27 protein-coding genes are annotated in these 26,307 nt (G+C 33.8%); 7 read left to right on the top strand and 20 right to left on the bottom strand.

All coding sequences use genetic code 11. The features are described from left to right. Window positions 1-96: 96 nt before the first annotated feature. The 3 genes from NSQ92_RS10355 to NSQ92_RS10345 all read right to left on the bottom strand — a co-directional run bounded on the left by NSQ92_RS10355 (window position 97) and on the right by NSQ92_RS10345 (window position 3,596). Window positions 97-828 carry a 3D domain-containing protein gene (locus NSQ92_RS10355; protein WP_061798853.1) on the bottom strand — a complete coding sequence of 244 codons (732 nt, stop codon included), beginning with the start codon at window positions 826-828 and terminating at the stop codon, window positions 97-99. Between the two features lie 182 nt (window positions 829-1,010). Beyond that, complete coding sequence (locus NSQ92_RS10350) at window positions 1,011-3,143, bottom strand: PAS domain S-box protein (protein ID WP_235844490.1); 2,133 nt, start codon at window positions 3,141-3,143, stop codon at window positions 1,011-1,013. 267 nt (window positions 3,144-3,410) lie between these two features. Beyond that, on the bottom strand, window positions 3,411-3,596 hold the full coding sequence (locus NSQ92_RS10345; protein WP_047943415.1) for a cold-inducible protein YdjO-related protein: 186 nt from the start codon (window positions 3,594-3,596) through the stop codon (window positions 3,411-3,413). A gap of 238 nt (window positions 3,597-3,834) precedes the next feature. On the opposite strand from NSQ92_RS10345, the gene NSQ92_RS10340 reads away from it, so the two are divergent. Then, window positions 3,835-5,013, top strand: coding sequence for an alanyl-tRNA editing protein (locus NSQ92_RS10340; RefSeq protein WP_341152752.1), 1,179 nt, complete (start codon window positions 3,835-3,837; stop codon window positions 5,011-5,013). Between the two features lie 57 nt (window positions 5,014-5,070). On the opposite strand, the gene recQ is transcribed toward NSQ92_RS10340, so the two are convergent. The 4 genes from recQ to NSQ92_RS10320 form a co-directional block, all read right to left on the bottom strand. Then, window positions 5,071-7,227: a DNA helicase RecQ gene (gene recQ, locus NSQ92_RS10335; RefSeq protein ID WP_341152751.1), complete on the bottom strand. Its 2,157-nt coding sequence runs from the start codon at window positions 7,225-7,227 to the stop codon at window positions 5,071-5,073. A 246-nt stretch (window positions 7,228-7,473) separates the two neighbouring features. After that, window positions 7,474-7,635 (bottom strand): YjcZ family sporulation protein, encoded by a 162-nt coding sequence (locus tag NSQ92_RS26825; protein WP_082138379.1) that lies wholly within the window; start codon window positions 7,633-7,635, stop codon window positions 7,474-7,476. Window positions 7,636-7,672: 37 nt separating this feature from the next. Next, window positions 7,673-7,774: a YjcZ family sporulation protein gene (locus NSQ92_RS10325; protein ID WP_082138378.1), complete on the bottom strand. Its 102-nt coding sequence runs from the start codon at window positions 7,772-7,774 to the stop codon at window positions 7,673-7,675. A 139-nt stretch (window positions 7,775-7,913) separates the two neighbouring features. Beyond that, window positions 7,914-8,204 (bottom strand): hypothetical protein, encoded by a 291-nt coding sequence (locus tag NSQ92_RS10320; protein ID WP_047943412.1) that lies wholly within the window; start codon window positions 8,202-8,204, stop codon window positions 7,914-7,916. A gap of 269 nt (window positions 8,205-8,473) precedes the next feature. Here NSQ92_RS10320 and NSQ92_RS10315 point away from each other — a divergent pair, with 269 nt between their 5' ends. Continuing rightward, window positions 8,474-9,202: a ZIP family metal transporter gene (locus NSQ92_RS10315; protein WP_061798858.1), complete on the top strand. Its 729-nt coding sequence runs from the start codon at window positions 8,474-8,476 to the stop codon at window positions 9,200-9,202. Between the two features lie 56 nt (window positions 9,203-9,258). On the opposite strand, the gene NSQ92_RS10310 is transcribed toward NSQ92_RS10315, so the two are convergent. Both NSQ92_RS10310 and NSQ92_RS10305 read right to left on the bottom strand, forming a co-directional pair. Then, on the bottom strand, window positions 9,259-10,086 hold the full coding sequence (locus NSQ92_RS10310) for a formate/nitrite transporter family protein (protein ID WP_047943410.1): 828 nt from the start codon (window positions 10,084-10,086) through the stop codon (window positions 9,259-9,261). A gap of 168 nt (window positions 10,087-10,254) precedes the next feature. Continuing rightward, complete coding sequence (locus tag NSQ92_RS10305) at window positions 10,255-10,389, bottom strand: hypothetical protein (protein ID WP_268874828.1); 135 nt, start codon at window positions 10,387-10,389, stop codon at window positions 10,255-10,257. A gap of 435 nt (window positions 10,390-10,824) precedes the next feature. On the opposite strand from NSQ92_RS10305, the gene NSQ92_RS10300 reads away from it, so the two are divergent. Further along, window positions 10,825-12,444 (top strand): ABC-F family ATP-binding cassette domain-containing protein, encoded by a 1,620-nt coding sequence (locus tag NSQ92_RS10300; protein ID WP_047943409.1) that lies wholly within the window; start codon window positions 10,825-10,827, stop codon window positions 12,442-12,444. Between the two features lie 24 nt (window positions 12,445-12,468). Here NSQ92_RS10300 and NSQ92_RS10295 read toward each other — a convergent pair whose 3' ends face one another. Together NSQ92_RS10295 and NSQ92_RS10290 are read right to left on the bottom strand one after the other, a co-directional pair. Next, window positions 12,469-13,620, bottom strand: coding sequence for a D-alanyl-D-alanine carboxypeptidase family protein (locus NSQ92_RS10295; protein ID WP_341152750.1), 1,152 nt, complete (start codon window positions 13,618-13,620; stop codon window positions 12,469-12,471). A 158-nt stretch (window positions 13,621-13,778) separates the two neighbouring features. After that, entirely contained in the window at window positions 13,779-14,732 is a 954-nt protein-coding gene (locus tag NSQ92_RS10290; RefSeq protein WP_053215737.1) for a lysylphosphatidylglycerol synthase domain-containing protein, read from the bottom strand. 482 nt (window positions 14,733-15,214) lie between these two features. Here NSQ92_RS10290 and pflB point away from each other — a divergent pair, with 482 nt between their 5' ends. Further along, window positions 15,215-17,458, top strand: a complete 2,244-nt coding sequence (pflB, locus tag NSQ92_RS10285) for a formate C-acetyltransferase (protein ID WP_047943407.1) — start codon at window positions 15,215-15,217, stop codon at window positions 17,456-17,458. A gap of 100 nt (window positions 17,459-17,558) precedes the next feature. Further along, on the top strand, window positions 17,559-18,290 hold the full coding sequence (pflA, locus tag NSQ92_RS10280) for a pyruvate formate-lyase-activating protein (protein WP_047943406.1): 732 nt from the start codon (window positions 17,559-17,561) through the stop codon (window positions 18,288-18,290). Between the two features lie 74 nt (window positions 18,291-18,364). On the opposite strand, the gene NSQ92_RS10275 is transcribed toward pflA, so the two are convergent. From NSQ92_RS10275 to NSQ92_RS10260, 4 genes are all read right to left on the bottom strand, one after another. Then, window positions 18,365-18,520, bottom strand: a complete 156-nt coding sequence (locus NSQ92_RS10275) for a hypothetical protein (protein WP_341132524.1) — start codon at window positions 18,518-18,520, stop codon at window positions 18,365-18,367. Between the two features lie 183 nt (window positions 18,521-18,703). Then, the gene (gene nadE, locus NSQ92_RS10270) at window positions 18,704-19,528 is read right to left on the bottom strand and encodes an ammonia-dependent NAD(+) synthetase (protein WP_047943404.1); all 825 of its coding nucleotides are present in this window, start codon (window positions 19,526-19,528) and stop codon (window positions 18,704-18,706) included. A 12-nt stretch (window positions 19,529-19,540) separates the two neighbouring features. Then, window positions 19,541-21,001 carry a nicotinate phosphoribosyltransferase gene (locus NSQ92_RS10265; RefSeq protein ID WP_144547203.1) on the bottom strand — a complete coding sequence of 487 codons (1,461 nt, stop codon included), beginning with the start codon at window positions 20,999-21,001 and terminating at the stop codon, window positions 19,541-19,543. Window positions 21,002-21,028: 27 nt separating this feature from the next. Beyond that, a complete protein-coding gene (locus NSQ92_RS10260; RefSeq protein WP_047943402.1) occupies window positions 21,029-21,568 on the bottom strand; it encodes a cysteine hydrolase family protein in 540 nt (179 codons plus the stop codon). A 305-nt stretch (window positions 21,569-21,873) separates the two neighbouring features. Between NSQ92_RS10260 and NSQ92_RS10255 the strand changes: the two genes are divergently transcribed. Then, the gene (locus tag NSQ92_RS10255) at window positions 21,874-22,170 is read left to right on the top strand and encodes a hypothetical protein (protein ID WP_061798868.1); all 297 of its coding nucleotides are present in this window, start codon (window positions 21,874-21,876) and stop codon (window positions 22,168-22,170) included. A gap of 29 nt (window positions 22,171-22,199) precedes the next feature. Further along, entirely contained in the window at window positions 22,200-22,988 is a 789-nt protein-coding gene (gene yidC / locus NSQ92_RS10250; protein ID WP_061798870.1) for a membrane protein insertase YidC, read from the top strand. Between the two features lie 75 nt (window positions 22,989-23,063). Here yidC and NSQ92_RS10245 read toward each other — a convergent pair whose 3' ends face one another. The 5 genes from NSQ92_RS10245 to odhB all read right to left on the bottom strand — a co-directional run bounded on the left by NSQ92_RS10245 (window position 23,064) and on the right by odhB (window position 26,297). Beyond that, window positions 23,064-23,426: a fluoride efflux transporter FluC gene (locus tag NSQ92_RS10245; RefSeq protein WP_095257323.1), complete on the bottom strand. Its 363-nt coding sequence runs from the start codon at window positions 23,424-23,426 to the stop codon at window positions 23,064-23,066. Continuing rightward, on the bottom strand, window positions 23,419-23,799 hold the full coding sequence (locus NSQ92_RS10240; protein ID WP_061798874.1) for a fluoride efflux transporter FluC: 381 nt from the start codon (window positions 23,797-23,799) through the stop codon (window positions 23,419-23,421). Before NSQ92_RS10240 ends, NSQ92_RS10245 begins: the two co-directional genes overlap by 8 nt. Window positions 23,800-23,957: 158 nt before the next feature. After that, the gene (locus NSQ92_RS10235) at window positions 23,958-24,161 is read right to left on the bottom strand and encodes a DUF6501 family protein (protein WP_047943398.1); all 204 of its coding nucleotides are present in this window, start codon (window positions 24,159-24,161) and stop codon (window positions 23,958-23,960) included. 69 nt (window positions 24,162-24,230) lie between these two features. Beyond that, the gene (locus NSQ92_RS10230; RefSeq protein WP_047943397.1) at window positions 24,231-24,431 is read right to left on the bottom strand and encodes a hypothetical protein; all 201 of its coding nucleotides are present in this window, start codon (window positions 24,429-24,431) and stop codon (window positions 24,231-24,233) included. Between the two features lie 615 nt (window positions 24,432-25,046). Further along, on the bottom strand, window positions 25,047-26,297 hold the full coding sequence (gene odhB, locus NSQ92_RS10225; RefSeq protein ID WP_061798876.1) for a 2-oxoglutarate dehydrogenase complex dihydrolipoyllysine-residue succinyltransferase: 1,251 nt from the start codon (window positions 26,295-26,297) through the stop codon (window positions 25,047-25,049). Between the last annotated feature and the right edge of the window lie 10 nt (window positions 26,298-26,307).

Below are 26,307 nucleotides of genomic sequence, written 5' to 3'. Positions count from 1 at the left end.
TAAAAAACCTAAACAATTATACGAAGTTGCTAGTAAAAACATTCGTATAATCGTCTAGGTTTATTTTTTTTGCTGGAATACTTTCAAGCGTTTAACTTAATCAAGGATTTTTACAGAAACTTGTTTTCTTCCCCACTCTAATGCTTTCGCTTGAGATGGAACAAATACATCAATTTTCTTCCCTTTAATCGCTCCGCCTGTGTCTCCGGCAATTGCAGTACCATATCCTTCCACATAGACCTTAGAGCCTAGAGGAATTACGTTAGGATCAACTGAAATAACCTTTTTATCTGGATTATCCTTTAAATTAATTCCGGTTGCTGTAACACCAGAGCATCCTTCACAATTTGCTGTATATGCTGTCGCGGTTACTGTGATTTCTTTTGCTGCTGAATTTGTACTTTCAGCCTTTACTGTATTATCTGCTTTAACTGCTTTGTTTAGTGGCTTTGATTCTGGTGCGTTTTGTTCAGAACCTTCTTTGGAAACAATCAATACGTCATCCTTATGTATTGTATCACTATTCAGCTTATTCCATTCCTTTAGCTGATCTACAGTTGTATTATATTTTTGAGATATCTTCCATAGATTATCTCCCGCTTTTACTGTGTATTTCTTTACATCTTCAATAGTAAGTGTATCACCCGCCTTAATGATATCACTATCTAAATCATTCCATCTTTTTATATCATCAACACTTACCTTTTTTTCTTGTGAAATAGACCAAAGAGTATCTCCTTTTTCTACTTTCATTTCTTCTGCACCTACAAACGGAGCAGCTGTAGTTAGTATTGATGCACAAGTTAGAATAGAAAAGATTTTTTTCATTTTTATACCTCCTAGAATAGCTCCAGTTGAGCTAACAGGTATAATCTTAACATGAAAAACGCCAAAAAAAAGAACAGGCAGTTGTTAATTCGATTACGTATATGACAATCCAATAACAAACACAATACGAATCGTCAGAATAATCTATAAACTAATACCTGTTTTCTTTTCAAACATAGTTTTTAATGAACGGAAGGCAAGGTTATGTGGAAGCTTGTACCTTTATTTATTTCACTGTCTACATATACTTTCCCATTTAAATTCTCAATTATTTTGAAACTGACCATTAATCCAAGTCCATTGCCTTCTTTTTTTGTTGTAAAAAATGGTTCACCTATTTTTTTTAATTGCTCTTTTGACATACCGATTCCGCTGTCTTTGATTATAATCGAAATATCTTCCTTTCCTTTTTTTACGCTTATATCAATAGAGCCCCCGTCAGGCATAGCTTCGACAGCGTTTTTTATAAAATTCAAGAAAACCTGTTTTAATTTATTCTCGTCACATTCTACAAAAGGATTCGGCTCTTCGTAAAATCGATTCAATTGAATTTTATTTTTTCGCAGCTGATAATCTAAAATAGAAAGAACATTATCGATAATAGGTAGTAGCGGTTTTTTCTCTAACACAGAAACAGTCGGCTTAGAAAGAAGCATGAATTCCTCTACAATAGAGTTTACTCTTTCAATCTCATCTAAAATAATCTCAAAGTATTCCTGTCGATCTTTCTCGGTTTCATCCATACTCAAAAATTCCGCATATCCTTTTATAGAAGTTAATGGGTTACGGATCTCATGAGCAACACCAGCTGCTAATTGACCAATCGCTGCTAATTTATCTTGTCGATGAAGAACTTCTTCTGTGCGTTTCTTTTCCGTAATATCATTTCTTATAGCTAAATACTGATAAGGCTTATTATTTTTATCTAAAAAAGGGACAATAGTTGTATCGACCCAATAATAAGAGCCATCTTTCCTTTTATTTCGGATTTCCCCCTTCCAGATTTCCCCTTTTTCAATTGTTTGCCAAACATTTCGGAAAAAATCTTTTGAGTGATAGCCAGAATTTACAATACGATGCGTTTTCCCGATTAATTCCTGCCTACTATATCCGGATATCTCACAAAATTTAGAATTAACATTTGTAATAATCCCTCTTTTATCTGTAAAAGCAATAATACTTGATTGTTCTAATGCATAGGTAATGTCACTTACTTCACGTACAGACTCTTCCAGTTGATGCTGAACCATTTTTTGCTCTGTAATGTCCCGTCTGATTGCAACATACTGATAAGGTGCCCCCTCCTTATTTAAAAAAGGGACTATTACGGTATCAACCCAATATAGCGTACCATCCTTTGCTTTATTGAGTATCTCCCCTTTCCATATCTCCCCTCTTTTAATCGTGTTCCATAATTTTCGAAAAAACTCAGGCGAATGATGACCCGAATTCAAAATACGATGATTTTGTCCTAACAGTTCTTCACGACTATACTTCGAGACTTCCACGAATTTATCGTTTACATATGTAATCATTCCATTATCATCAGTAAAAGCCACGATTGCAGACTCATCAAGTGCAAGCTGCATATCTCTTACATTGATTGCTCCTACATCCATTCGTTCTCGAATTAAGGTACTAGTTCCAATTAATCCGCCTAACACTAATACAGATACAAATAACGCAATGTAAATAATGAAGCTGCTTTGATAGGAATCTCTCACAACGGACACTTCTGGTGCGCTTACATCACTTAAGAGAATAAAATGACTAATCATACATACTCCCGTCATTAATAAACTACATACAGGCCGTACCCATTTTTTTAAAGTGGCAGAAATTGTAACAGGATAAAATGATAACCATATTGAAATAAAAAATACTATAAATAACAATAAAAAACTGATAAATAATTGCGGAATTTGATAATATACTGTACTGCCGATTGAATAAAAACCAATGATGGATATTGATAATAAAGAAAGACTAAAAAAGAAAGCAGATACATAGATTCTTCTTTTCTTTTTTTCCTTATCTAATAGCGCATAAAATGCCATACCACTAAAACATATGCCAACTACCATTGATAAGATAGTGATAGGGATATTATAATTAGCAGTTGCATACACATTTTTAATCATCATATCAATAAAACTTAAAATCCAAAAACCAAAGCCTATCGTAAATGTGCTTGCTAAAAACAAAAATCTACTATTTTTCTCTCCATTTTTCACTAATTGAAATAAATCAAACGAAGAATAGCATGCCATATATACGATTAGGATACTAATAAAAATTAATATGGAGTTATACAAACAAAAAATCCTCCTAATCTATTTTTTGCATTCTATTTGATTGTAAATCAAATAAAACAGATAAGAAAGCATTTTTGTATAAATCATACACTAAACGGCCACATAATCATTCGTTCTTTGGAGAGATTGAATAGCGGGATATGGAGGGACATGAATATTCTATGAAGAAAGTCGAAGAGTTTTCCAAATAAGGAGATGGGATAGGAAATCTCCACGACTAATCCCAACAATATTAAGTAAATTTATAAAGCTGTCGTGATTTACGAGTTAATTACTGATTTGAGGAAGCTCTCTCATTTCTGCAGTTGTCTGATCTCCACATAGAGGACAAAGTAGATCATCTGTAGCATAATCCTTTCTCATCCACCCGTTACACGAATTACATGCATATACTTCCATACTCATTAACACTTCTTCTGGTTTTTCTTCCGCTCCTTTTCGATTAAAAAACATATGAGCAAGCCCCCTTTTTAAATTATTATGGCCAGCACCGCCAGTAATTATGTGTGTAAACCAAAACATTTAAAGAAATTAAACACCTATTACTTTTTCCAAGCCATAATGGGAATTAGCACATTGACCATTAATAATCTATAATGCTAAAGAAACTGAGCAAATATTTTTTTCAAATCTGTAACTAAGTGTAATTGTTATGGTATTATGATGAAAAATGAACGCGAAGGAGCAAAAAATGTCTACAAAATTGTTTTATTCAACTCCATATGAAACAAAATGGACAACCGCAATAAAGAAAGTTATCGAAACGAATGATCAAATTTATGTACTTTTAAAAGAAACAGCTTTTTATCCAGAAGGCGGAGGGCAGCCAGCAGATACTGGATTCATTGATGGGATTCGTGTTCTAGATGTACAGATGAAAGATAATCAAATTTATCATCTTATGGAAAGAAAACCAGAAAATAAACTGGTATCATGTGAATTAGATTGGGATAGACGGTATGATCATATGCAGCAGCACACTGCTCAGCACATGTTATCAGCTGTTTTGGAAGAATTATTTCAAATTACTACAGTTAGCTTTCATTTAGGAAAAGAGTACACAACAATTGATATAGATACAGCTGATCTAACAAAAGAACAAATAACTCAACTAGAAAACTCCTGTAATTCCTATATCATGAAAAACTTAGAAATCAAAACACATATTATCACTCATGAACAAGTGAGCAAATTTCCTTTAAGAAAGCTGCCGAAAGTAACTGGCGATATAAGAATCGTAGAAATCGATGATTGGGATTTTTCTGCATGTGCTGGAACACATGTAGGCAGAACCGGAGAACTAGGCGTCTTTAAAATATTTAAAACTGAAAAACATCGTGGTCAAACTAGGGTTTTCTTTTTAAGTGGGTGGAGAGCCATTCGTGACTATCAAACAGCACAATCTATATTAGATAACTTAGGAACGTTTTTTAAAACAAACAAACTGCAGCTTGAAGATCGTGTAAATAAACTGGAATTAGAGAAAAAGGGATTAACTAAAGAATTAGAAACACTAAAGAGAGAAAATATAGCGTTTTTAGCAGAACAAATGCTTTCGACACAAATGGAAAAAGTAATCTTCCTTTCATTTGCAGACAAAACAATCAAAGATTTATCTATTCTTGCCAAATACCTCTTGCAAAGATCTAGCTGCATTATTCTCCTTAGTTCGGAAATAGATAAAAAAATACTATTACAGCATAATGGTGATTATCCTTTTCATTGCGGCAAGTTTCTTAAGGAAACAATCCAAAGATATGAAGGGAAAGGCGGGGGAAATGAACTTCAGGCACAAGGGACGTTCCCTACCGTTCCACAATTAAATGCCTGCATAAAGGAAATAAGAGAAAGATTAGTAGAGAGTATGTAAAAAACAAAAACCGTCCCTAAGATAATGGCTCTGCCAATAAATCGAGGACGGTTTTTGTTAATTCCGTATTTGTTGGTTTCTTTTTTCTAGCATGATCACCACTTTAATCATAAAATAACTAATCTCGTCTGGAAGTTCTTCTTTAATGGGCTTTAATTTATCCTTGCCCACTTTTTGAATTGCTTCCACTATTTTCATTTTGTCTTCTGGCATTAGAAATTTTGTCCAATCAATCTCTATTTCTTCTTCTCCACAGCGAAGCAGATGGTTTTCTACCGTTTGAACATTTAATTGTCTTTCTTTTGCGATTTCCTTAATGGATAATCCGCTTTCCCATAACTCCAATGTATGGAGATGAGAGTTCTCTACATATTTTTTCGCTTTTTTGTCTATTTCCGTATTTATTTCGGAAGAATGAATTTCTTTCCTGCCAGCTGAATATGCCTCTTCTTTTTGAAATGCTAAAATATGTTCAATGATTACATCTCCATATTTTTGCAGCTTATGGTCTCCTATTCCTTTTATCTCTCGGAAATCTTCATGCGATGTAGGCATAACCATCGAGATATTTCGCAGTGTTTGGTCGGAAAATACCACAAATGGAGGAACATTTTCTTCCTCTGCCAATTGTTTGCGAATCCCCCTCAAATAATCAAATAGTGCGTTATTTTCACTAACTTTTATTGTCTCTATTTGTTCTTTCCGGACCACTCTAATTTTTCCTAAAAGAACTTCTTTTCCTTTGCTGGAAACCTTTAATATTGGCATCGTTCCTGTACTAACATCTATATATTGTTCAGAAATAAGAAACTCAATAAAATCACTGATTTCTTTAGCTGATTGCTCTTTCATAAGGCCATATGTTTTGATTTTATTTAATTGAAACTCCATTAATTTTTTGTTTTTTGAACCTGTTAATACTTGGGCAACCATTGTTTTCCCGAATCTTTCCCCCATTCTTATCATGCACGACAGTACTTTTTGTGCTTCCACGGTAACATCGATTACCGTCCTTTCATCTGTACAGTTCGAACATTGTCCACATTTCTCCGTATGTTCTTCACCAAAATAATGCAAAATATATTCTTGAAGACAATCTTCAGTATGACAAAAATTTATCATGGATTGTAATTTATCGAGATCTTGCTTCTGTTTATCTGGATCGTTTATTGTCTGATCAATGAGAAAACGCTGAATCCGAATATCTTGTGCTGAATATAACAATATGCACTTACTCTGTAGACCATCACGTCCTGCTCTTCCCGCTTCTTGGTAATAACCCTCCATGTTTTTCGGAAGCTGATAATGAATGACATACCTAATATTACTTTTATCAATCCCCATACCAAATGCATTTGTGGCAATCATAATGGAAACATCATCTTTTATAAATGCTTGCTGTTCAGTCTCTCTTTGCCCATCGTTCATACCGCCATGATATTTCGCAACTGAATAGCCTTTTTTTGCTAATCTTTCATGCAGTTTTTCCACCTCTTGTCTAGTCGCTGCATAAATAATCCCAGATTCCTCTTTATTTTTCTTTAAAAAGGATTCAAGAAACTTCCCTTTATCTTGCCCTTTAATAATGGAAAAAGATAAATTATCACGAGCAAATCCTGTCTTAATTGTATTTTCCCTTGGAATATTTAATAAAAGACAAATATCTTCATGCACTTTAGGTGTAGCCGTTGCTGTTAACGCAGCGACAAGAGGTCTTTCCGCTAATTTATTAATGAGAAAGCCAATCTTTGCATAGCTTGGACGAAAATCGTGACCCCATTGTGAAATACAATGAGCTTCATCTACTGCAATAAAAGAAATAGAAACTTCTTTTAATAATTCCGTAAAATAATCTGCTTCAAGACGTTCTGGTGCAATATAAAGTAATTTATAATGACCGTTTTTTATTTCACAGATCCTTTCCTGTACTTCCTCATTATGTAACGTACTATTAATGTAAGTCGCTGGAATTCCAACTTCTGTTAGTGCATCTACTTGATCTTTCATTAAAGAAATTAATGGGGATATAACTATCGTCAGTCCTGGAAAAATCATCGCGGGCACCTGATAGCAAATTGATTTTCCGCCGCCAGTCGGCATAATTCCTGCAACATTTTCCCCATTTAATAATAGACGAATAATATCTTCTTGTCCTTTTCTAAAATGGTCATATCCAAAGTACTCTTTTAAAATACTACGTGCTTTATCCATCATTACCTAAATCTCCCCACTTTTATCCGAACATATTCTTAAAATATTGTAACACTAATCGGATGAATTTTGAACGTAGCATTGTCATTACAAGTGCCTGTCCAATTAGATGCGTAATAACACTTTATTAGTACAGCAATAAGTAACTTGCTAATTCTCATATAGAGGTATTAGCAAGTTATCAATTATGCTAAGCTACACTCTGCTAACAACATGAACCGAAAGCAGAGGATCAGCCTTTAATTAAATTTATAGCCAAGCTGCTCCTACGATGATTAATAAAATGAAAAGTACTACGATTAAGACAAACCCACTGCCAAATCCAAATCCTCCGCAAGGAGCTACTGGTGCAGCAACCGGGGCCGCATAACCGCATCCACAATTATCGTATCCAAATCCTCCGTAACCCATTTTATAAAACACTCCTTTTTTTCTATCTTTATTCCTATCAGAAGCCGACGTAACAAGAACCTACAATTATTAATAAAATGAATAGCACTACTAGTAGAGCAAAACCTCCACCAAAACCAGCTGTATGGCCACCACTCATTTATTCCACCTCCCTCATACACATAAGCATCATATGAGTCTAGAGTTTGTCCTGTTTGGGCGTTTGAAGAAAAAGCTGAAAATTTATTAAAGTATGTAGACAGATTCCTTTCAGAAAGAAATCTGCCTTTAATAATTGTTTAAAAGAAAGGAATAAAGGCCAATGCTGCGATTAACCCTAAAGATACTCCTATTGCGGCTGCACCAAATCCCCAGCCCCAACCCCAGCCCCAGCCGGGTCTATTACCACGTCTATAACCATATCCGAATCCACCATGGTTTCTCCGATTTCCCCCTATTGGTCGAATATACACTTTATTAGGAGTGACTCTTTCAATGATTCCAGTATGAACCTCACCACTATGGGTACGGATTCTTACACATCTTCCAACACCTTTTGAACACTGATTATAAAAATTCTTAGCAGACATTTATCACACCTCCAACCATTCATCCCTATTATCCTATGTACAAGTCTAAAAAAAGAATGGACAACTATCATAAGAGAAGAGCGGATATTTTTGACTGATTATTTCATTAAGATTAAATCAGAAAAAAATCCTTCCTTTACGATTTACCTGAGCTGGAACAAATCGAGAAATTGCATATTCCAAAATAGAAATACCAATAATTTAAAATAACTTCTAAATGTGTAGATTTTAAAATAATTGGGTAGGAATAAGAAAAAAGGAGATTTCATATGTTAGTTGCAGCAATGTGGGGGGCAGTAGCAAGTCTTTCCTTACTCGCGGGATCTATCGCCGCTTTATTTTTATCGATACCTAAAAGGATTATTGCTTATTTTATGGCTTTGGGTACTGGTATATTAATAGGGGCCTCTTCTTTCGAGCTTTTAATCAAATCCGTACATACAAGTGGAATCGCAGCAACTGCTATTACTTTTTTAACTGGAGCGGGTTTATTTACCTTAATTGAAATATTTCTCTATAAAAAGGGCGGGTCCAATCGAAAACGATCACATAAAAATCCAGAAGGACATTCGGGACTAGCTATTTATATTGGCACTCTGATGGATGCAATACCAGAATCAATGATTATAGGATTAAGTCTATTAATAACACAGAAGGTGGACATGCTCTTCTTAATTGCCATTTTCATCAGTAATTTTCCTGAGTCCCTATCTTCAACGGTGGGTCTAAAAAAAGACAACTATTCAAACAAGAAAATTTTATTTTTATGGAGCAGTGTCATCCTTATTTCCGCGATAAGCAGCTCAGTGGGATATTTATTTTTAGAAAATGCATCAGCAGTAATGCTTTCTGGGATTCAGTCATTTGGTGCTGGTGGATTAATTGCAATGGTTTGCTCCACTATGCTTCCCGAAGCTTTTGAGCAAGGAGGACCAACAGTTGGTTTTGTTACATGTATGGGATTAATCTTCTCTCTAAGCATGAGTCATCTAGGATAGAAACTGAAACTGTCGAAATAAGATTTCGACAGTTTTCTGGTCACTAAAAATGGTTGTTACTTTGCTAATGACTTAGGTGTAGTAACACGTAAAGAGGATTCATTCGTTTTTCTTTTTTTCTTAGGAAAAATATAGAGGTTTAATGCGCCAACAAAGAATGCTCCGCCAACGATATTACCGATTGTAACAGGTATTAAGTTATGTAAAGCATTAGCCAATGTGATTGTCTCTGGATGTGGTACGATGAGTGCAATGGAGAAAAGCGCCATATTAGCAACACTATGCTCATAACCAGAAATCATAAAGGCGAAGACAATTAATAATGTTGCAATTATTTTTCCGACATCCCCCTTCACATTCATAGGTATCCAAATTGCCAAACAAACCAACCAGTTACAAAGGATGCCTCGAACAAACAATTCAACTGTTGTTGCACTCATTTTTGAATTAGCAACATCCATAAGCCAAGTTGTTTTAGGAACTAAGCTAAACAAGCCTGAGTAATAGATTAGCAAAGCAAAAAATAATGCTCCAACTAAGTTGCCAAAATACGTACTAACCCAATTATAAATAGTATCTTTCCAACTAGTTGCTCCTGACAAAGTACTCATTGCAAAAGCCATTGTATTTCCTGTAAATAATTCCCCGCCGCCATACGAAATAAGGACTAGCGCCAACCCGAAAAATAAACTAGTCATCATGTACGTAGCAGGAGAATGAATATCGAAAAATGGTTGTGCTAAACGATAACACAGCATTAAAGCAAAACCAATATATATTCCTGCTAAAATGGCTTTTACAAAATAGCGAAAGAAAGAATCGTCGAGTGTTTCTTTCTTCTTCAATGCATAATTAATTGCCTTATCAACTGGGTGAATTTCCATTGCAATACCTTCCTTTCTGTATAACATTATTATACAAAAGGAAAAGTTAATTACTTTGTGAAAAAATGAACAATTTTTAACAATTAGGTAAATGAGAAAATATCGTCTCCTCATTTACAAAAATAAATTTATAATATGTACTATTCAAATAGAAATAAGCTTATAAACTCACTGTGTCGTAGTCGATAATTTACTATTCTGTTGAATTGCTACTGAAAACTGCGATCTTGGCTTTGTAAAGCTAATTTTTATACCAGATTTTTTCATTTTATTAACTAAATCAACTAGCTGTTTTTTAGCCATCCTATACGACTCCTTTATTTCTTAATAATTTTAGTGTACTAGAAATTTATGAAAAAAATATGAACAAATCATAAATAATTTTAGACGATCGATTATTAATTTAGAAACATATTAAAACACTTTCATCTCTACTTCTTAATAAATTCTCTTTATTAGTAGAAAACCCTTTAATTTATGATATTTTTTTACCCTTTGTTTCTATTATCGTAAACATTTTTTCATTTTTCTATCGGGCATTTTTCATATTTTTGATTCTTTTAAGCATAAATGTATTCATTAAAACTAGCTTATCTTTCTATAGATAATTATTTATTTTGGAATAGGGAAACTTTCATCAAAAAAAGTCTTCCAAAGAAAGATTTATTTAAAATAATTCGCGCTCTGATAGTAAAAATGATATAATTTTAAGGATATTGGAGTTTGGAGGATTTTTAAATGATAACAGTAACGAATGTAGGTCTTCGATATGGTGATCGCAAATTATTTGAAGATGTTAATATTAAATTTACACCAGGTAATTGCTACGGTCTAATCGGAGCAAACGGTGCAGGAAAATCTACTTTCCTAAAAATACTATCCGGAGAAATAGAAGCTCAATCAGGCAATGTTTCTTTAGGACCTGGAGAAAGACTTGCTGTTTTAAAGCAGAATCACTTTGAATATGAGGAACATGAAGTATTAAAAGTGGTAATAATGGGTCATGCAAGATTATATGAAGTAATGCAAGAGAAAGATGCTATTTACATGAAAGAAAATTTCACAGATGAAGATGGCATGAAAGCCGCAGAGCTTGAAGGAGAATTCGCCGAATTAAACGGATGGGAAGCAGAATCTGAAGCAGCGATTCTTTTAAAAGGATTAGGCATTGGTGAGGAGCTTCATTATAAAACAATGGCGGAATTAAACGGTTCCGATAAAGTGAAAGTGTTATTAGCGCAAGCACTTTTCGGTGAACCTGATGTTCTTTTACTAGATGAGCCTACTAACCATCTGGATATTAACGCAATTAAGTGGCTGGAGGAATTTTTAATTAACTTTGACAATACTGTCATCGTTGTGTCCCATGACAGACATTTCTTAAACAAGGTTTGTACACATATCGCAGACTTAGACTATAGCAGAATCCAAATCTATGTGGGTAACTATGATTTTTGGTATGAATCCAGTCAATTAGCTTCTAGAATGGCAAATGATGCAAACAAAAAGAAAGAAGAAAAAATAAAGGAGCTTCAAAACTTTATTGCTCGCTTTAGCGCAAATGCTTCTAAGTCGAAACAGGCTACTTCCCGAAAGAAATTACTTGATAAAATTTCGTTAGATGACATTAAACCTTCATCACGAAAATATCCATATGTTGCATTTACTCCTGAACGTGAAATTGGTAATGACTTATTAAGAGTCGAAAACCTAACAAAAACCATTGATGGAGTTAAAATTCTTGATAATGTAAGCTTTATTATGAATAAAGATGATAAAATTGCCCTTGTTGGTCCAAATGAAATTGCTAAGACTACCCTATTTCGTATTTTAGCGGGCGAAATGGAGCCAGATAGCGGCACTTACAAATGGGGAGTTACTACTTCTCAAAGTTATTTCCCAGCCGAAAACTCGGAGTATTTTAAAAACGATGACGAAACTCTAGTAGACTGGCTTCGTCAATATTCTCCAAATGATCAAACAGAAAGCTTCTTAAGAGGATTTTTAGGTCGCATGTTATTTTCTGGAGAAGAAGTATTGAAAAAACCTAGCGTTTTATCAGGTGGAGAAAAAGTTCGTTGTATGTTATCTAAAATGATGCTGAGTGGCGCAAATGTTCTACTTTTAGATGAACCTACTAACCATTTAGATTTAGAATCCATCACAGCTTTAAATAATGGATTAATCAACTTTAAAGGTTCATTAATTTTCACTTCTCATGACCATCAGTTTGTATCAACAATTGCTAATCGTATTCTTGAGATTACACCGCAAGGACTTGTTGATAAGCAAATGAATTACGATGAATATTTAGAAGATGAAGCATTACAAAAAAATATTGCAAATATGTACAAATAAAAAAACCGGGATTCCCCGGTTTTTTTAACGTTTAATTGCCTTTTTTCTCATCACATAGATCAAATAAATGGCGAACGGAATAATGAAGACTATTCCTGGAAAAGAAGATTTTTTCTCATCTCTTCCAGCTTCATTCGGAATATTTTTTTTAAATGTTTCCTCTGCGGGCTTAGTTTTTGCTAATTGTACTGATTGAACAATATAGCCGTTATCATTTTCTATCATGAAAATACCGGTTGAGCTAACCTCTTCCTTCCCTTTTGTGCGTGGAACTGTTATGTTAACTTCCTCTGATGTTTCATAAGTGTTCCCATTAGCAAAAAATGATTTTCCTGCTGGAAGTATCTTATGCGTATATTGGTTAAAGCCATAATCCATTAGTGCTTCCGTATCATTATATACATCCTGCTTATATGTTCCTTTTAAAACGATAGCAATTAAACCTAACTCCCCATTCTCTGCGGTAGTAGCCAAAGTTTGTTTCGATTCGTCTACATAGCCAGTTTTTCCGCCAGTCACTTTGTCATATGGCCGACTCCCGTTTACCATTTGATGATGGCTTACTAATGTAGTATCCCAAGACAAACCATCCCACTTTAATTCATCTGTACCAAATATTTCTCTAAATGTTTCATTTTTCATGGCGTACTGGGTGATTAATGCTAAATCGTTTGCAGTTGTGTAATGATCTTTATCAAATAAACCATTTGGATTTTTGAAATGGGTGGAATGAACATTTACTTTTTCCTTTAAATACTTATTTATACTTGTTTCAAAATCACTAACCGTACCATCTAGATATTCAGCGATAGCTATTGCGGCATCATTTCCAGAGTTAATTAACATTCCATCAAGTAAATGTCTCAGTGTTACTTGCTCACCTTTTTCTAAATAAACTTTTGTCCCTTCCGTTGAATACGCATTCTCACTTACCGTCACAATATCATCTAATTTTCCATTTTCAATCGCATAAATAGCAGTCGCTATTTTTGTTAAACTGGCCGGATACATTTTTTTATACCCATTCTTTTCATATAATACTGCTCCAGTATCACTATCTAATAAGAAAGCTGCCTCACTTATTAATTCAGGTTCCCTATTATCTTCAGCATTACTTATAGCAGGAAAGCAAAATAATAGTAATACGAAACAAAATACAATGCTCGTTTCTTTCATTTTCCCTCACCTATTATTTTCTATGTTTTAAATACCATGACTATTGTACCAAATAATTGAGAATAATAAAGGTCAATCGGGATTTTGTCACAAAAATGAAACGCTTTTGTATTTTTTTTATCATTATACAAGTATACCTTTATTGCTAAACATATAGATTATTCACTTGATAAGCCCTTTAGATAGGCTGCCGCATTTTTCTTTATATTTTTTACAATTTCTAATAAGAATAGAAAAGCTGCCAATAAAAATGGTAAAAGATAATATCCAACCCTATATAAAAAAAGGACTATTAACATTTGTTCTGATTCAATCCCTAAAGATTCTATTCCCCATAAGAATACTAATTCAAAAGAACCCATCCCTCCAGGTATCATACTGATTATTCCAGTACACGCAGCAACTAAGAAAAGCAAGAAAAAATCCCCAATAGATACTGGCAATGCTATTATTTTGGCAATAAAATATAAATATGCAAATAAAAATATCCATTCTAATAGAGAAACAATGATTAAACCAACTATCTGATTTTTGTTAAAAACAAAGTTATGCTGTTTTGCTTTCTGATAACTTACTAGCAGCACTGGAAAGATTAATCCCACTACTATAATAGCTGCAAATATCCAAATATGATCTTCCATTAAATTCAGTCTTTTACTATAAAGAATAGCAATCCAAGACAATAAGCTAATCCCAGATAAATAAAATATTGTTACAATAGCAATCCCTTTAAACAGTTTTTTTCGGTCTGTTTCATATCGTTTATAAAAGAAATTTCGTAAGGCAATACCTATTAAACCACCAAAACCAATTAAATTTGAAAAAGAATTACTAATAAACGAGTATTTACTTACTTTTACAATAGGAACAGGCTTCTTTAAATGTCTTACAAGAAAAAAATCATAAAAAAACATGGGAAGAATCGCAACGAATCCCCCTATTGCAATGTAAAACAAACTATGAAAGGGTATAGTCTGTAAATATTCATATAATTGGTTTATATCTGCTGATACAATCATGTTTTTAATTTCTCTTAAAACGATGATAAATATAACAATCGGCAGTAATATCTTCACTATATTAATTAAGATTTCTTTTTTTCTGATTGACATATTTACCACCTCATACATTTCTTTTGCTTATGTTAATTCTAGTAATAGAGACCTAAAATTAATCTTACCTTATATATGGAAGAAAAGAAACGGAACTTTCTTCAAAAAATTTTTATTTAAATAGCTTTTTTACTATCCAATAGTATGGTCAAAATGAATATCAATATTCTATTGCATGGAAAACTTCTCCACTTCCTTTCTCTATGCTCCATGATGAAAACTCCCCCTATTGTATAACAGTATAATAAAAACAACATAAATATATATAACAGATGTAAAGTTTTTTCTTAGCCTTTTTCTTCTATCTCTTTAAAGTAACTTCTAGGAACCATTGATATTATTGAAGTTCACATATAAGACACAGAATATTCGCGAGATGTACACATTTATTGTGATTGTTCTCACATATTATCTGTTATAGTTAAAACAGAAAGAAAAAAGCTTTCTGTTATATATTTTTATTAAATCATGAGGTGATTATAATGGAAAAAGTTGAAACAACTACTTATTGGGAAGGCTTTAAAAATGGATCATGGCAGAAAGAAGTAAATGTTCGTGATTTCATCCTGAAAAACTTTAAACCATATTATGGAGATTCTGCTTTCTTAGCAGGTCCTACATTAGAAACAACACAATTATGGGAACAAGTAATGGAATTAAGTAAATTAGAAAGAGAACGAGGCGGCGTTTACGATTTAGATACTGACATCGTGTCTACCATTACTTCTCACGGTCCTGGGTACTTAGATAAATCAAAAGAAAAAATTGTCGGAGTACAAACAGATGAGCCTTTCAAACGTTCTTTCCAACCTAACGGTGGTATTAGAATGGCTGTTCAAGCTTGTGAATCATACGGCTATAAAGCGGATGAAGAATTAGTAAAATTCTTTACTGAACATCGTAAAACCCATAACGCAGGAGTTTTTGATGCATATACAGACGAAATGAGATTAGCTAGAAAAGCTGCCATCATTACAGGTCTTCCTGATGCTTATGGTCGCGGAAGAATTATTGGTGACTATCGTCGCGTTGCACTTTATGGTGTTGATTTCTTAATTAATGAAAAACAAAAAGATAAAAAAGCAACTAGTTCTGTTATGACAGAAGAAACAATTCGTTTAAGAGAAGAGCTTTCTGAACAAATTCGTGCTCTACATGAATTAAAAGAATTAGGTGCAAGCTATGGATTTGATTTATCAAGACCAGCAGCAAATGCCCAAGAAGCATTCCAATGGGTTTATCTTGCCTACCTTGCAGCAATAAAAGAACAAAATGGAGCTGCAATGAGCTTAGGCCGTGTATCTACCTTCTTAGATATTTATGTAGAAAGAGACTTAGAAAATGGTACATTAACAGAAAAAGAAGTACAAGAAATTGTGGATCACTTTATCATGAAGCTACGCCTTGTAAAATTTGCTCGTACACCTGACTATAATGAATTATTCAGCGGTGACCCTACTTGGGTAACAGAATCAATTGGTGGTATGGCTAATGACGGAAGACCTTTAGTAACAAAGAACTCATTCCGTTTCCTTCATACTTTAGATAACTTAGGACCTGCACCAGAGCCTAATTTAACTGTGCTATGGTCTACACAGTTACCAGATAACTTTAAGAAATTCTGTGCGCAAATGTCGATTCAAACAAGTGCGATCCAATATGAAAATGATGATATTATGAAACCTCAATGGGGCGATGATTACGGAATTGCATGTTGTGTTTCAGCAATGGAAATTGGTAAGCAGATGCAGTTCTTTGGAGCTCGTGCTAACCTTGCAAAATGTTTATTATACGCGATTAATGGTGGTAAAGATGAGAAGTTAAAAATTCAGGTTGGACCTAAATTTGAACCAATCACTTCTGAATACCTAGACTATAAAGAAGTTACCGAAAAATTTGATAATATGATGGAATGGTTAGCGGGCCTTTATATCAACACATTAAACGTTATCCATTATATGCATGACAAATATAGCTACGAAAGAATTGAAATGGCTCTTCATGATACAGAGATTCTTCGTACAATGGCTACAGGTATTGCCGGATTAAGCGTAGTTACTGACTCATTAAGTGCAATTAAACATGGAAAAGTTAAAGTTATTAGAGACGAAAACGGTCTTGCTGTAGATTTTGAAACGGAAGGAGATTTCCCGAAATATGGTAACAACGACGATGCGGTTGATAGTATTGCAGTTGAGATAGTTGAAAGCTTTATGAAAAAATTACGTAAGCATCAAACATATCGTAATTCTATGCATACTATGTCTATCTTAACCATCACTTCTAATGTTGTATATGGTAAGAAAACAGGTAATACTCCAGACGGACGTCGTGCAGGAGAACCTTTTGCTCCAGGAGCCAACCCTATGCATGGTCGTGACACAAAAGGAACTTTAGCATCCCTATCTTCTGTTGCTAAGTTACCTTACGATTATTCATTAGATGGTATTTCCAATACATTCTCTATTGTTCCAAAAGCTTTAGGCAAGGAAGATGATATTCGGGCAAATAACTTAGTATCTATTTTAGATGGGTATGCAACAAAAGCTGGGCACCACTTAAATGTTAACGTATTTAATAGAGAAACATTGTTAGATGCAATGGAACATCCAGAATTATATCCACAATTAACCATTCGTGTATCTGGATATGCAGTTAACTTTATCAAATTAACTCGTGAACAACAACAAGACGTTATTAGTCGTACCTTCCATGAGTCAATGTAATTCTTAAAGACTGGGCTGAGGGATTTTCTTGTTCCCTCTCCCCTTCTTCTTACAGTGCTACTATACTGGATTGCGGGTTTATTATAAGGAGGAAATAATCATGAACGGCAATATACATTCAATAGAAACATTTGGAACAGTAGATGGCCCAGGTATTCGCTATGTAGTATTTACACAAGGCTGCTTACTCCGCTGCCAATTTTGTCATAATGCTGACACTTGGGAAATTGGTACTGGAAAGCAAATGTCTGTTATGGACATTATCAATGATTTAAAAACATACCTTCCTTTTATCGAACCATCCGGTGGAGGTATTACTGTAAGTGGCGGGGAACCATTATTACAAATACCATTTTTAATAGAACTATTTAAAGAGTGTAAGAAACTTGGTATTCATACCACAATTGACTCTTCTGGTGGTTGTTATTCAAAAGCCCCTTCTTTCCAAACACAATTAGATGAGTTGATGCAATATACTGATTTAGTTTTGCTTGATTTAAAACATATTGACCGTAAAAAGCATATTAAATTGACTGGCATGGGAAATGATCATATTTTAGATTTTGCTGCCTATTTATCTAATAAGAAAGTCCCTATATGGGTTAGACATGTATTAGTACCCACAATTAATGATACAGAAGAAGATTTAACGAGATTAAGTGATTTCATTGCTACACTTGAAAATGTAGAAAAAATTGATATACTCCCTTATCATAAATTAGGTGTATATAAATGGGAGAATCTTGGATTAGAATATCCTTTAAAAGGCATCGAACCACCTACACAAGAATCAGTTGATTTTGCGGCTGCTATTTTAAATAGAACAATGTAAAAGTTTTAAAAACAAAGATAAGAGGCATAAATTTACTATGTGATATCTATGCCTCTTACTAGCTATTATCCTATTTAAGCATCACGATTAGCATATGGCGGATATGGTGGTTTAGGTGGTTTGTGTGGACAACATGACTTCTTCTTGCAGCCTACAGATAATTCTGATTCAAAGGATATAGGGATATTTAATAGTGTAACTTCTACGTCTAAACCTAGAATTTTAAGCATTTTATCTCCCTCCTATATTTTTTTCGTACAAAATTTTGTTAAACAACATTTACATATTTTGTACTTACATTATAGAGTATGTTCATTCCTGGTACATGTTTGTGCTGTGTCATTAATTTAAGAGAGAATATTGCCAATAAAAAGAGACCGAATAAACGATTATCGGTCTCTTCTTCTTTTCTACTATTCTTTCCACCATTCATCAAACATTGATGCAGGTACTTGTCTCTTATGCTCTGTCAATAAATAACGAGCTTCAATCTTTTCTGCAACAGCTTGTGTAACTTCTTTTCCTTCTAAATAATCATCTAATTCATCATAAGTGATACCAAGTTCGGTTTCATCAGCTTGTCCTGGTTTATTATCTAATAAATCGGCAGTTGGCACCTTCAGATATAGAGCCTCTTCTGCATTCAGCTCTTTTAATAATTGCTTTCCTTGTCTTTTTGATAATCCTGTTAACGGTAGAACATCTGCACCGCCATCTCCATACTTTGTAAAGAATCCTGTAACAGCTTCTGCAGCATGATCAGTACCTATCACTAGTAAATTTTCTTGTCCGCCAATTGCATATTGCGCAATCATCCGCATTCTAGCTTTTACATTCCCTTTATGGTAATCAGCTAATGGAGTTTCACTCATGTTATCATAAACAGTCTTCACGTCATCTACAGGAGTTTTAATATTAAATACATATTCCTTATCCGCTTTTATAAATTCCATTGCACGTTTTGCATCTACTTCATCTGCTTGAACTCCATATGGCAATCTTACCGCTACAAAAGTTGCGTTATAGCCTTCCGCTCGTAATTCTTCTACTGCTAATTGTGCCAGTCTTCCTGCTAATGATGAATCTTGTCCACCACTAATCCCTAAAACAAATCCTTTTGCTTTCGCTTTCTTAGCGTAATCCTTTAAAAATTGGACTCTTTTTTCAATTTCTTGTTTTGGATTAATTTCAGGTTGTACGTTTAAATCCTTCATAATTTTTTCTTGTAGCTGACGCATGCTTTTTCCTCCTCATTTGCGTTTTTGAATTGTTACTTTTACCTTTTCTATATGACTCATTTTATTTTCCCAGCATAAAGGGCTTAAATCTACAGGATATTCCTCAGGATTTAAGGAACGCTTATATTCATCCCAAAGTATTTCTAAACTTTGCTCTGAATACTTTTGAATGCTGACGATATCTGGGGTTGCATATATTAACTTACCATCCTTAAAAATATCTTGATGGATATCTACTGCATTAAAATTAGTCACGAATTTGCTGATATACGTGTGGGTTGGATGAAACATTTTTAAGCGTTCTTCGTTTTCAGGATGTTCGGATTCTAAACAGATATAATCCCCTTCAGATTTGCCATTTATATCATTTATAATTCGATATACCCTTTTTAATCCAGGAGTAGTCACTTTTTCTGGATTTCCGCTAATTTTAATCGTATCTTGCATATTGCCTTCTTTATCTTCAATAGAAACGAGCTTATATACGCCGCCAAGTGCTGGCTGATCATATGCTGTAATTAATTTGGTTCCAATTCCCCAAATATCTATTTTTGCGCCTTGTGCTTTTAAGTTAATAATCGTGTATTCATCTAGATCATTGCTTGCAACAATTTTAGTATCATAGAAGCCGGCTTCATCTAGCATTTTTCTTGCTTCTTTTGATAAATAAGCTAAATCACCGCTATCCAGTCGAATCCCTCGGAAATTTATGCTATCGCCTAATTCCTTTGCAACGCGAATAGCATTAGGAACTCCAGAACGCAAAGTATCATATGTGTCTACTAAAAATACGCAATCCTTATGTCTTCGTGCGTATTTATGAAAAGCTATATACTCATCATGATAGGCTTGAATCATGGAATGGGCATGCGTTCCAGAAATCGGAATACCGAATAATTTACCTGCTCTGACATTTGAGGTGGAATTAAAGCCACCGATAAAAGCAGCTCTTGTCCCCCATAATGCTGCATCAAGTTCATGTGCACGTCTGCTTCCAAACTCCATTACGATTCCATCACCAATTACATTTTTAATTCTAGAAGCTTTTGTTGCAATTAATGTTTGGTAATTCACAATATTTAAGATAGCTGTTTCAACAATTTGTGCTTGGGCAAGTGGTGCTTCAATTCTCATTAAAGGTTCATTTGCAAAAACCACTTCTCCTTCTGCTGCTGACCTTAGACTTCCAGTAAAACGGAGATCTTTCAAATAAGCTAGGAAATCTTCCTTAAACCCTTCTTGTCTTAAGTATTCAATATCCCCTTCAGAAAATTGCAGATTCTCTAGGTATTGAATCACTCGTTCTAAACCAGCGAAAACAGCGTAGCCATTATTAAAAGGCAATTTTCTAAAATATACTTCAAAAACAGCATTCTTTTCAGCAATGCCATCCTCCCAGTATGTTTCAGCCATATTAATTTGATATAAGTCCGTATGTAACATTAAACTGTCATCTTTAAAATTAAAACTCATTATAGTCCTCCTGCAACCCCTAAACGACTAAAGGATAGTAGCCCCTAGTACATTTTTAAAATGTTCCAATGCCCACTGATGGCCGATTTCATTAAATGAAGCAACGGCATTTTCATATATATGAATATTATAACCAAGATTATAAGCATCTACAGCAGTATGCAGCACACATATATCTGTACAAACGCCAACTAGATAAATATCTTTAATGGATCTCTCTTGCAATTTTATATGTAAATCAGTGCCTGCAAAAGCACTGTATCTAGTTTTATCCATCCAATACACATTGGTTAAATCTTTGTGATCTTCATAAGTTTTTTGAAGTGTTCCATATAAATCTCTTCCTCTTGTGCCAGCAATATTATGAGGTGGAAAAAGCTTTGACTCTGGATGATATGGATCATTTAATGTATGCAAATCAATTGCAAACACGGTTAAATCATCATTATCGATAAAATTCTTCGTAATGTTGACTATTTCATTCTCAATGGCAATGCCTGGTTCACCACATGGTAAATTGCCCTCCACGAAGTCAAAAGTGTAATCAATATTAATTAGAGCTTTCATTAAATCCCCCCTTAATTTCTACAGAACTTATTAAAAACATCCTATAAGAAAACACCTTGATTTATATTTAAACTATCCTTTATTATACCATTCATTTTATTTTTTCCTATTGTAAATACTTAATTCTTCCTGATTTTATTCAAATTGTTTCTCTAGAAGGGAACTATGTTTTATCATTCAACATTTAAAAATGTCATAAAATATCCTTATTATCTGTAATATTGACCTTTATCCCTAGTTGTTAATTGCTTTTCCACACTAGTTTAGATATAATTTTATTTGTTCACTAATAATGAGGTGTATAAATGATTGATTTATTATTAGACTTAACGTTTTTTCCCAGTTATCAAACGGTTTACTATACATTTTTAGTAGGTCTAGTACTGAAATATTTATGGGATTGGAACATTAAGACAACGGTTCAGCAAGAATTCTTTGCAACGGATGAAAAGTTGTCATTAGATGTTTCTATCACAACAATAAATATGAATGTTCAAAAATATAATACTCCTATTTTGCACTGGATTGTTAAAAATATCCGTAAAAGAATAGAGAGTTCCCATGATGATCCTGAGAAACCAATTACCTCCTTTGTTAGCTAGTATTTAATTAACAATTTGGAGGAATTACAATGAAAATATTATCAAAAAATACATTACTAATCATGCTATTAGGTTTATCAACTATTCTACTGAGTGCTTGTTCCTCATCAGCAAGTGGAAATAATGATGGGTTTTTCCATAAAATATTTGTTGAGCCTTTTACGGCAATTATTCACGGAACAGCAGATGTATTTGCTGGAAGCTACGGCCTTGCGATTATTCTGATCACTTTAGTAATTCGACTTGTCTTAATGCCTTTAATGCTGAAGCAATATAAAAAACAACAATTAATGAAATCAAAAATGGATACAATTAAACCTGAAATGGAAGCAATTCAGAAAAAGATTAAGGCCACTAAAGATCAAAAAGAACAGCAAAAACTGCAAATGGAAATGATGGATCTTTACAAAAAAAATAATATTAACCCACTTAATATTGGATGTTTACCAATGCTGATTCAAATGCCGATTTTAATGGGATTCTATTATGCAATACGTGGTTCTCAAGAAATAGCTAGCCACTCCTTTTTATGGTTTAATTTAGGACAGTCAGATTTAATTCTAACCGCGTTAGCAGGTATTGTTTATTATTTACAATTTAGAGTATCGCAAAGTACCATGACACAAGAACAACAAAAGCAAATGAGTAAAATAGGATTGATTTCTCCTATTATGATTGTAATAGTGTCTTTAAATGCTCCAGCAGCTCTACCACTATATTGGACAGTCGGTGGAACTTTCCTTATCTTCCAATCTTTAATCGGCAGAAAGCTATATCCGCCCCAACCTAATAATAAAAAGATAGCGGCAGATAAATAAGAATAAAGGACAAATTTTACGTAAAGAGCACTTGGCTACATGTAAAATTTGTCCTTTTTTAAATAGACATTTTGTTTAGAAATAGAGACCAAATTTCCATCCTGCAAAGCAAAATAAAATCCCGCCTAAAAAGGTCCCCAAAATATAAAAGAAAAAACCTCCTTTTTTCTTTTCTCGACATAATGTTACTGCCTCAACAGCAAAAGTAGAGAATGTTGTAAATGCTCCTAAAAAACCAATTGCTAAAATAAAATAGGCATTGACATTCACACCCATTCCTACAATTAATCCTAGTAGAAACGATCCGATTATATTGACAATCATGGTCGGAATAGGGATAGACGATGCCATTATTTTTTTTAGTTCATTTATAAAAAAATAACGAGAAATAGCGCCAATAAAACCGCCAACTCCAATTAACAAAAGATTACTAACCATTTGATTTACTCCATTTTCTTTCTCCAATTTTCATTCCTAAATACGCAAAACTAATTCCAAATACGGCACTACCAACAACATAACTAATAGCGGGCACAGGACTACCTGCAATTAGCAATTGAACAGTATCCAGACTGAGTGTTGATAAAGTAGTAAAAGAACCAATCATGCCTGTTCCAATGGCTGCAGTATATTCTGATTTTAACTTTTGTTTTTTTATAATGGCGCTGGTAAACCAGCCTAATATAAAGGAACCAGCAATATTAATTCCCAATGTTTGCAGGGGAAAATCATAGTCAAAAGGAATTTGACCTACAATAAATCGCAAAATGCTCCCTATCACCCCGCCAATACCAACAAATATATAACTCATAATTATTCATTCCTTTATTTAATAAAATCAATTCAGGATTATGATACAAAAAAGATGTCTAATGAAAAGAATAGGTATGATTTTCAAAGGAATTCTTTCTATCATTTCATTCCTATAAACCTCATAGCTTTTCTATCATAAAAGACATCTTATCTTTCTTATATTGTTTGAAAATAATCTTTGTAAAAACCGCCAACTTTACCAGAGTTATCTACAACAAAGTAAAATTCCTCTGTCTCATTCTTTACTTCATACTCTTTTCCTACTGTTAACACTCTATTAACAATGTATTTGTTTGCATCTGTATGTATACATTTTACTTTTTTAACAGATGGTTTCTTTTCCCAGTTTTCATGTATCATTTTATTGCTCCTTTCATCTAGTACTATCCTAGTATAAAGGGAAACCGATACATAGTGCAACAGGTTCTGTTATGAAACTAAATTCTGTTGTTCCTTTTCCATCCACTTAATCCTATTTCTTTCAAATGTAAACCATTTTCCTGTGTCTACTTGTAAAAAAGTCATGTAGCATATGCCATTAATCCAATCCATGCGTTTGAAATCCATTGCATAATAGAATGTATGATTATATTTGATGACATAAATGTTTTTATGTTCTTGAATATACATATTATGACCTTCCTTCTATGATGTAGTTAGTATTCTATACCACAGGAAAACTACCTCTTAAACCAAAATAATTATTATATTAATGTAACATTTTATTTAATTTCTATCTTGGTATACTTTCCTTCTTCCTCCTGTGATTTCCTTTTTGAGCCTTATCGATTTATGGAAAATACAGGTAAATACTTCCGAGTTTTTTCTTCTTGATGAACAGTAACGATCTTTCGTTTACATAAATTATTATTACCACTTGGGTAATAGTCTTCAAATTATTCTAAAATCAGTAAATCTATACGTGGTACACGTATAATTCTCAATACACTTGTTTTTGATCATCAATATTGAATATCGATAATTGATGTTTCCATCAAATAATTTTTTATGTACCCGAGCATCATCTGTCAGATATTGATAGATTCCTACCATGTAATGATATATTATTCTTTTAGCAAAGACCCGTAGATAAAGGATTTGTACTGTGCTTTGCATCCAGAAAAATTCCTTTGAAATTGGTTCAAATCAACACTTTTTGTACGATTTCAAATACTATTCTATTATAAAAAGATACAGGGAGTTCCCGATAATAGAAACTCCCTGTATCTATATTTAGCGAAGTAATTAAGCCTCAAACAATAGCGACTCAGGATCTTCTAGTAGATCTTTTATTCTTGCTAGGAATGTAACTGCTTCTTTTCCATCAATGATGCGGTGATCATAAGACAGAGCCAAATACATCATTGGTCTATTTTCCATTCTCTCAGCATCGATTGCCACAGGACGCAGCTGGATTTTATGCATTCCAAGTATACCGACCTGTGGTCCGTTAAGAATTGGAGTAGATAACAAAGATCCAAAAACACCGCCGTTTGTAATAGTAAATGTCCCACCCTGTAAATCGCTTAATGATAGTTTATTACTTCTTGCTTTACTTGCAAAGTCTAAAATTTCACTTTCTATTTCAGCGAAGTTTTTCCGGTCAGCGTCTCTTAAGACTGGTACAACAAGCCCTTCATCTGTTGATACAGCAATACCGATATCATAGTATTTTTTTAAGACAATTTGGTCACCTTGGATTTCTGCATTTAATAATGGCGCTTTCTTTAGAGCTGCTACGACAGCTTTAGTAAAGAAAGACATAAAGCCAAGCTTCACATCATTCTCTTTTTGAAATGCATCTTTTCTACGATTTCTTAAGGCCATAATATTAGTCATATCAACTTCATTAAAAGTAGTTAGCATTGCCGTATTTTGTTTAACCTCTAATAATCGATTAGCGATTGTTTGTCTTCTTCTTGTCATTCTCACTCTTTCCACTCGATTATCTGATTCTACAGCAGGTGCTGCCTTTTCAACTTTCGGTGTTTGTACTGATTGTGCTGAAACTGATGCAGCCGCCTTTTGATCATGTGCTGCAACATCTTGCGCTCTTACTCTTCCTAATGGATCATTCGTTTGGACTGCTGTTAAATCGATTCCTCTCTCTCTTGCCAGCTTGCGAGCAGCTGGTGAAGCAATAGGATGTTGTTTATTAACTTGTTCTTCTTTTTGTTCCTTTGGCTCCTCTGTAGTTTGAGCTTCTGTTTCAATCTTTTCAGCTTTTTTTTCTTCAACTGCCTGTGGTTCTTCAGGAGCTCCTTCTGCGCTGACTATAGCAATTGTTTCTCCGACTTGAACCGTATCTCCTTCATTTGCTTTTAATTCTTTAATGATTCCACTTTCCTCAGAAATAATTTCCACATTTACTTTATCTGTTTCCAATTCAACAATATAGTCGCCCTTTTCCACATATTCCCCTGTTTTCTTTAACCATTGGGCTACAGTTCCTTCGGTAATTGATTCAGCTAATTCTGGTACCTTAATCTCTGCCATTTTAATTTTC

It is taken from the genome of Niallia sp. FSL M8-0099 (assembly GCF_038006945.1).
Taxonomy (GTDB): Bacteria; Bacillota; Bacilli; order Bacillales; family Cytobacillaceae; genus Niallia; species Niallia circulans.
The sequence above is the reverse complement of the archived record's forward strand: the minus strand, read 5'-3'. Positions and strand labels throughout refer to the sequence as shown.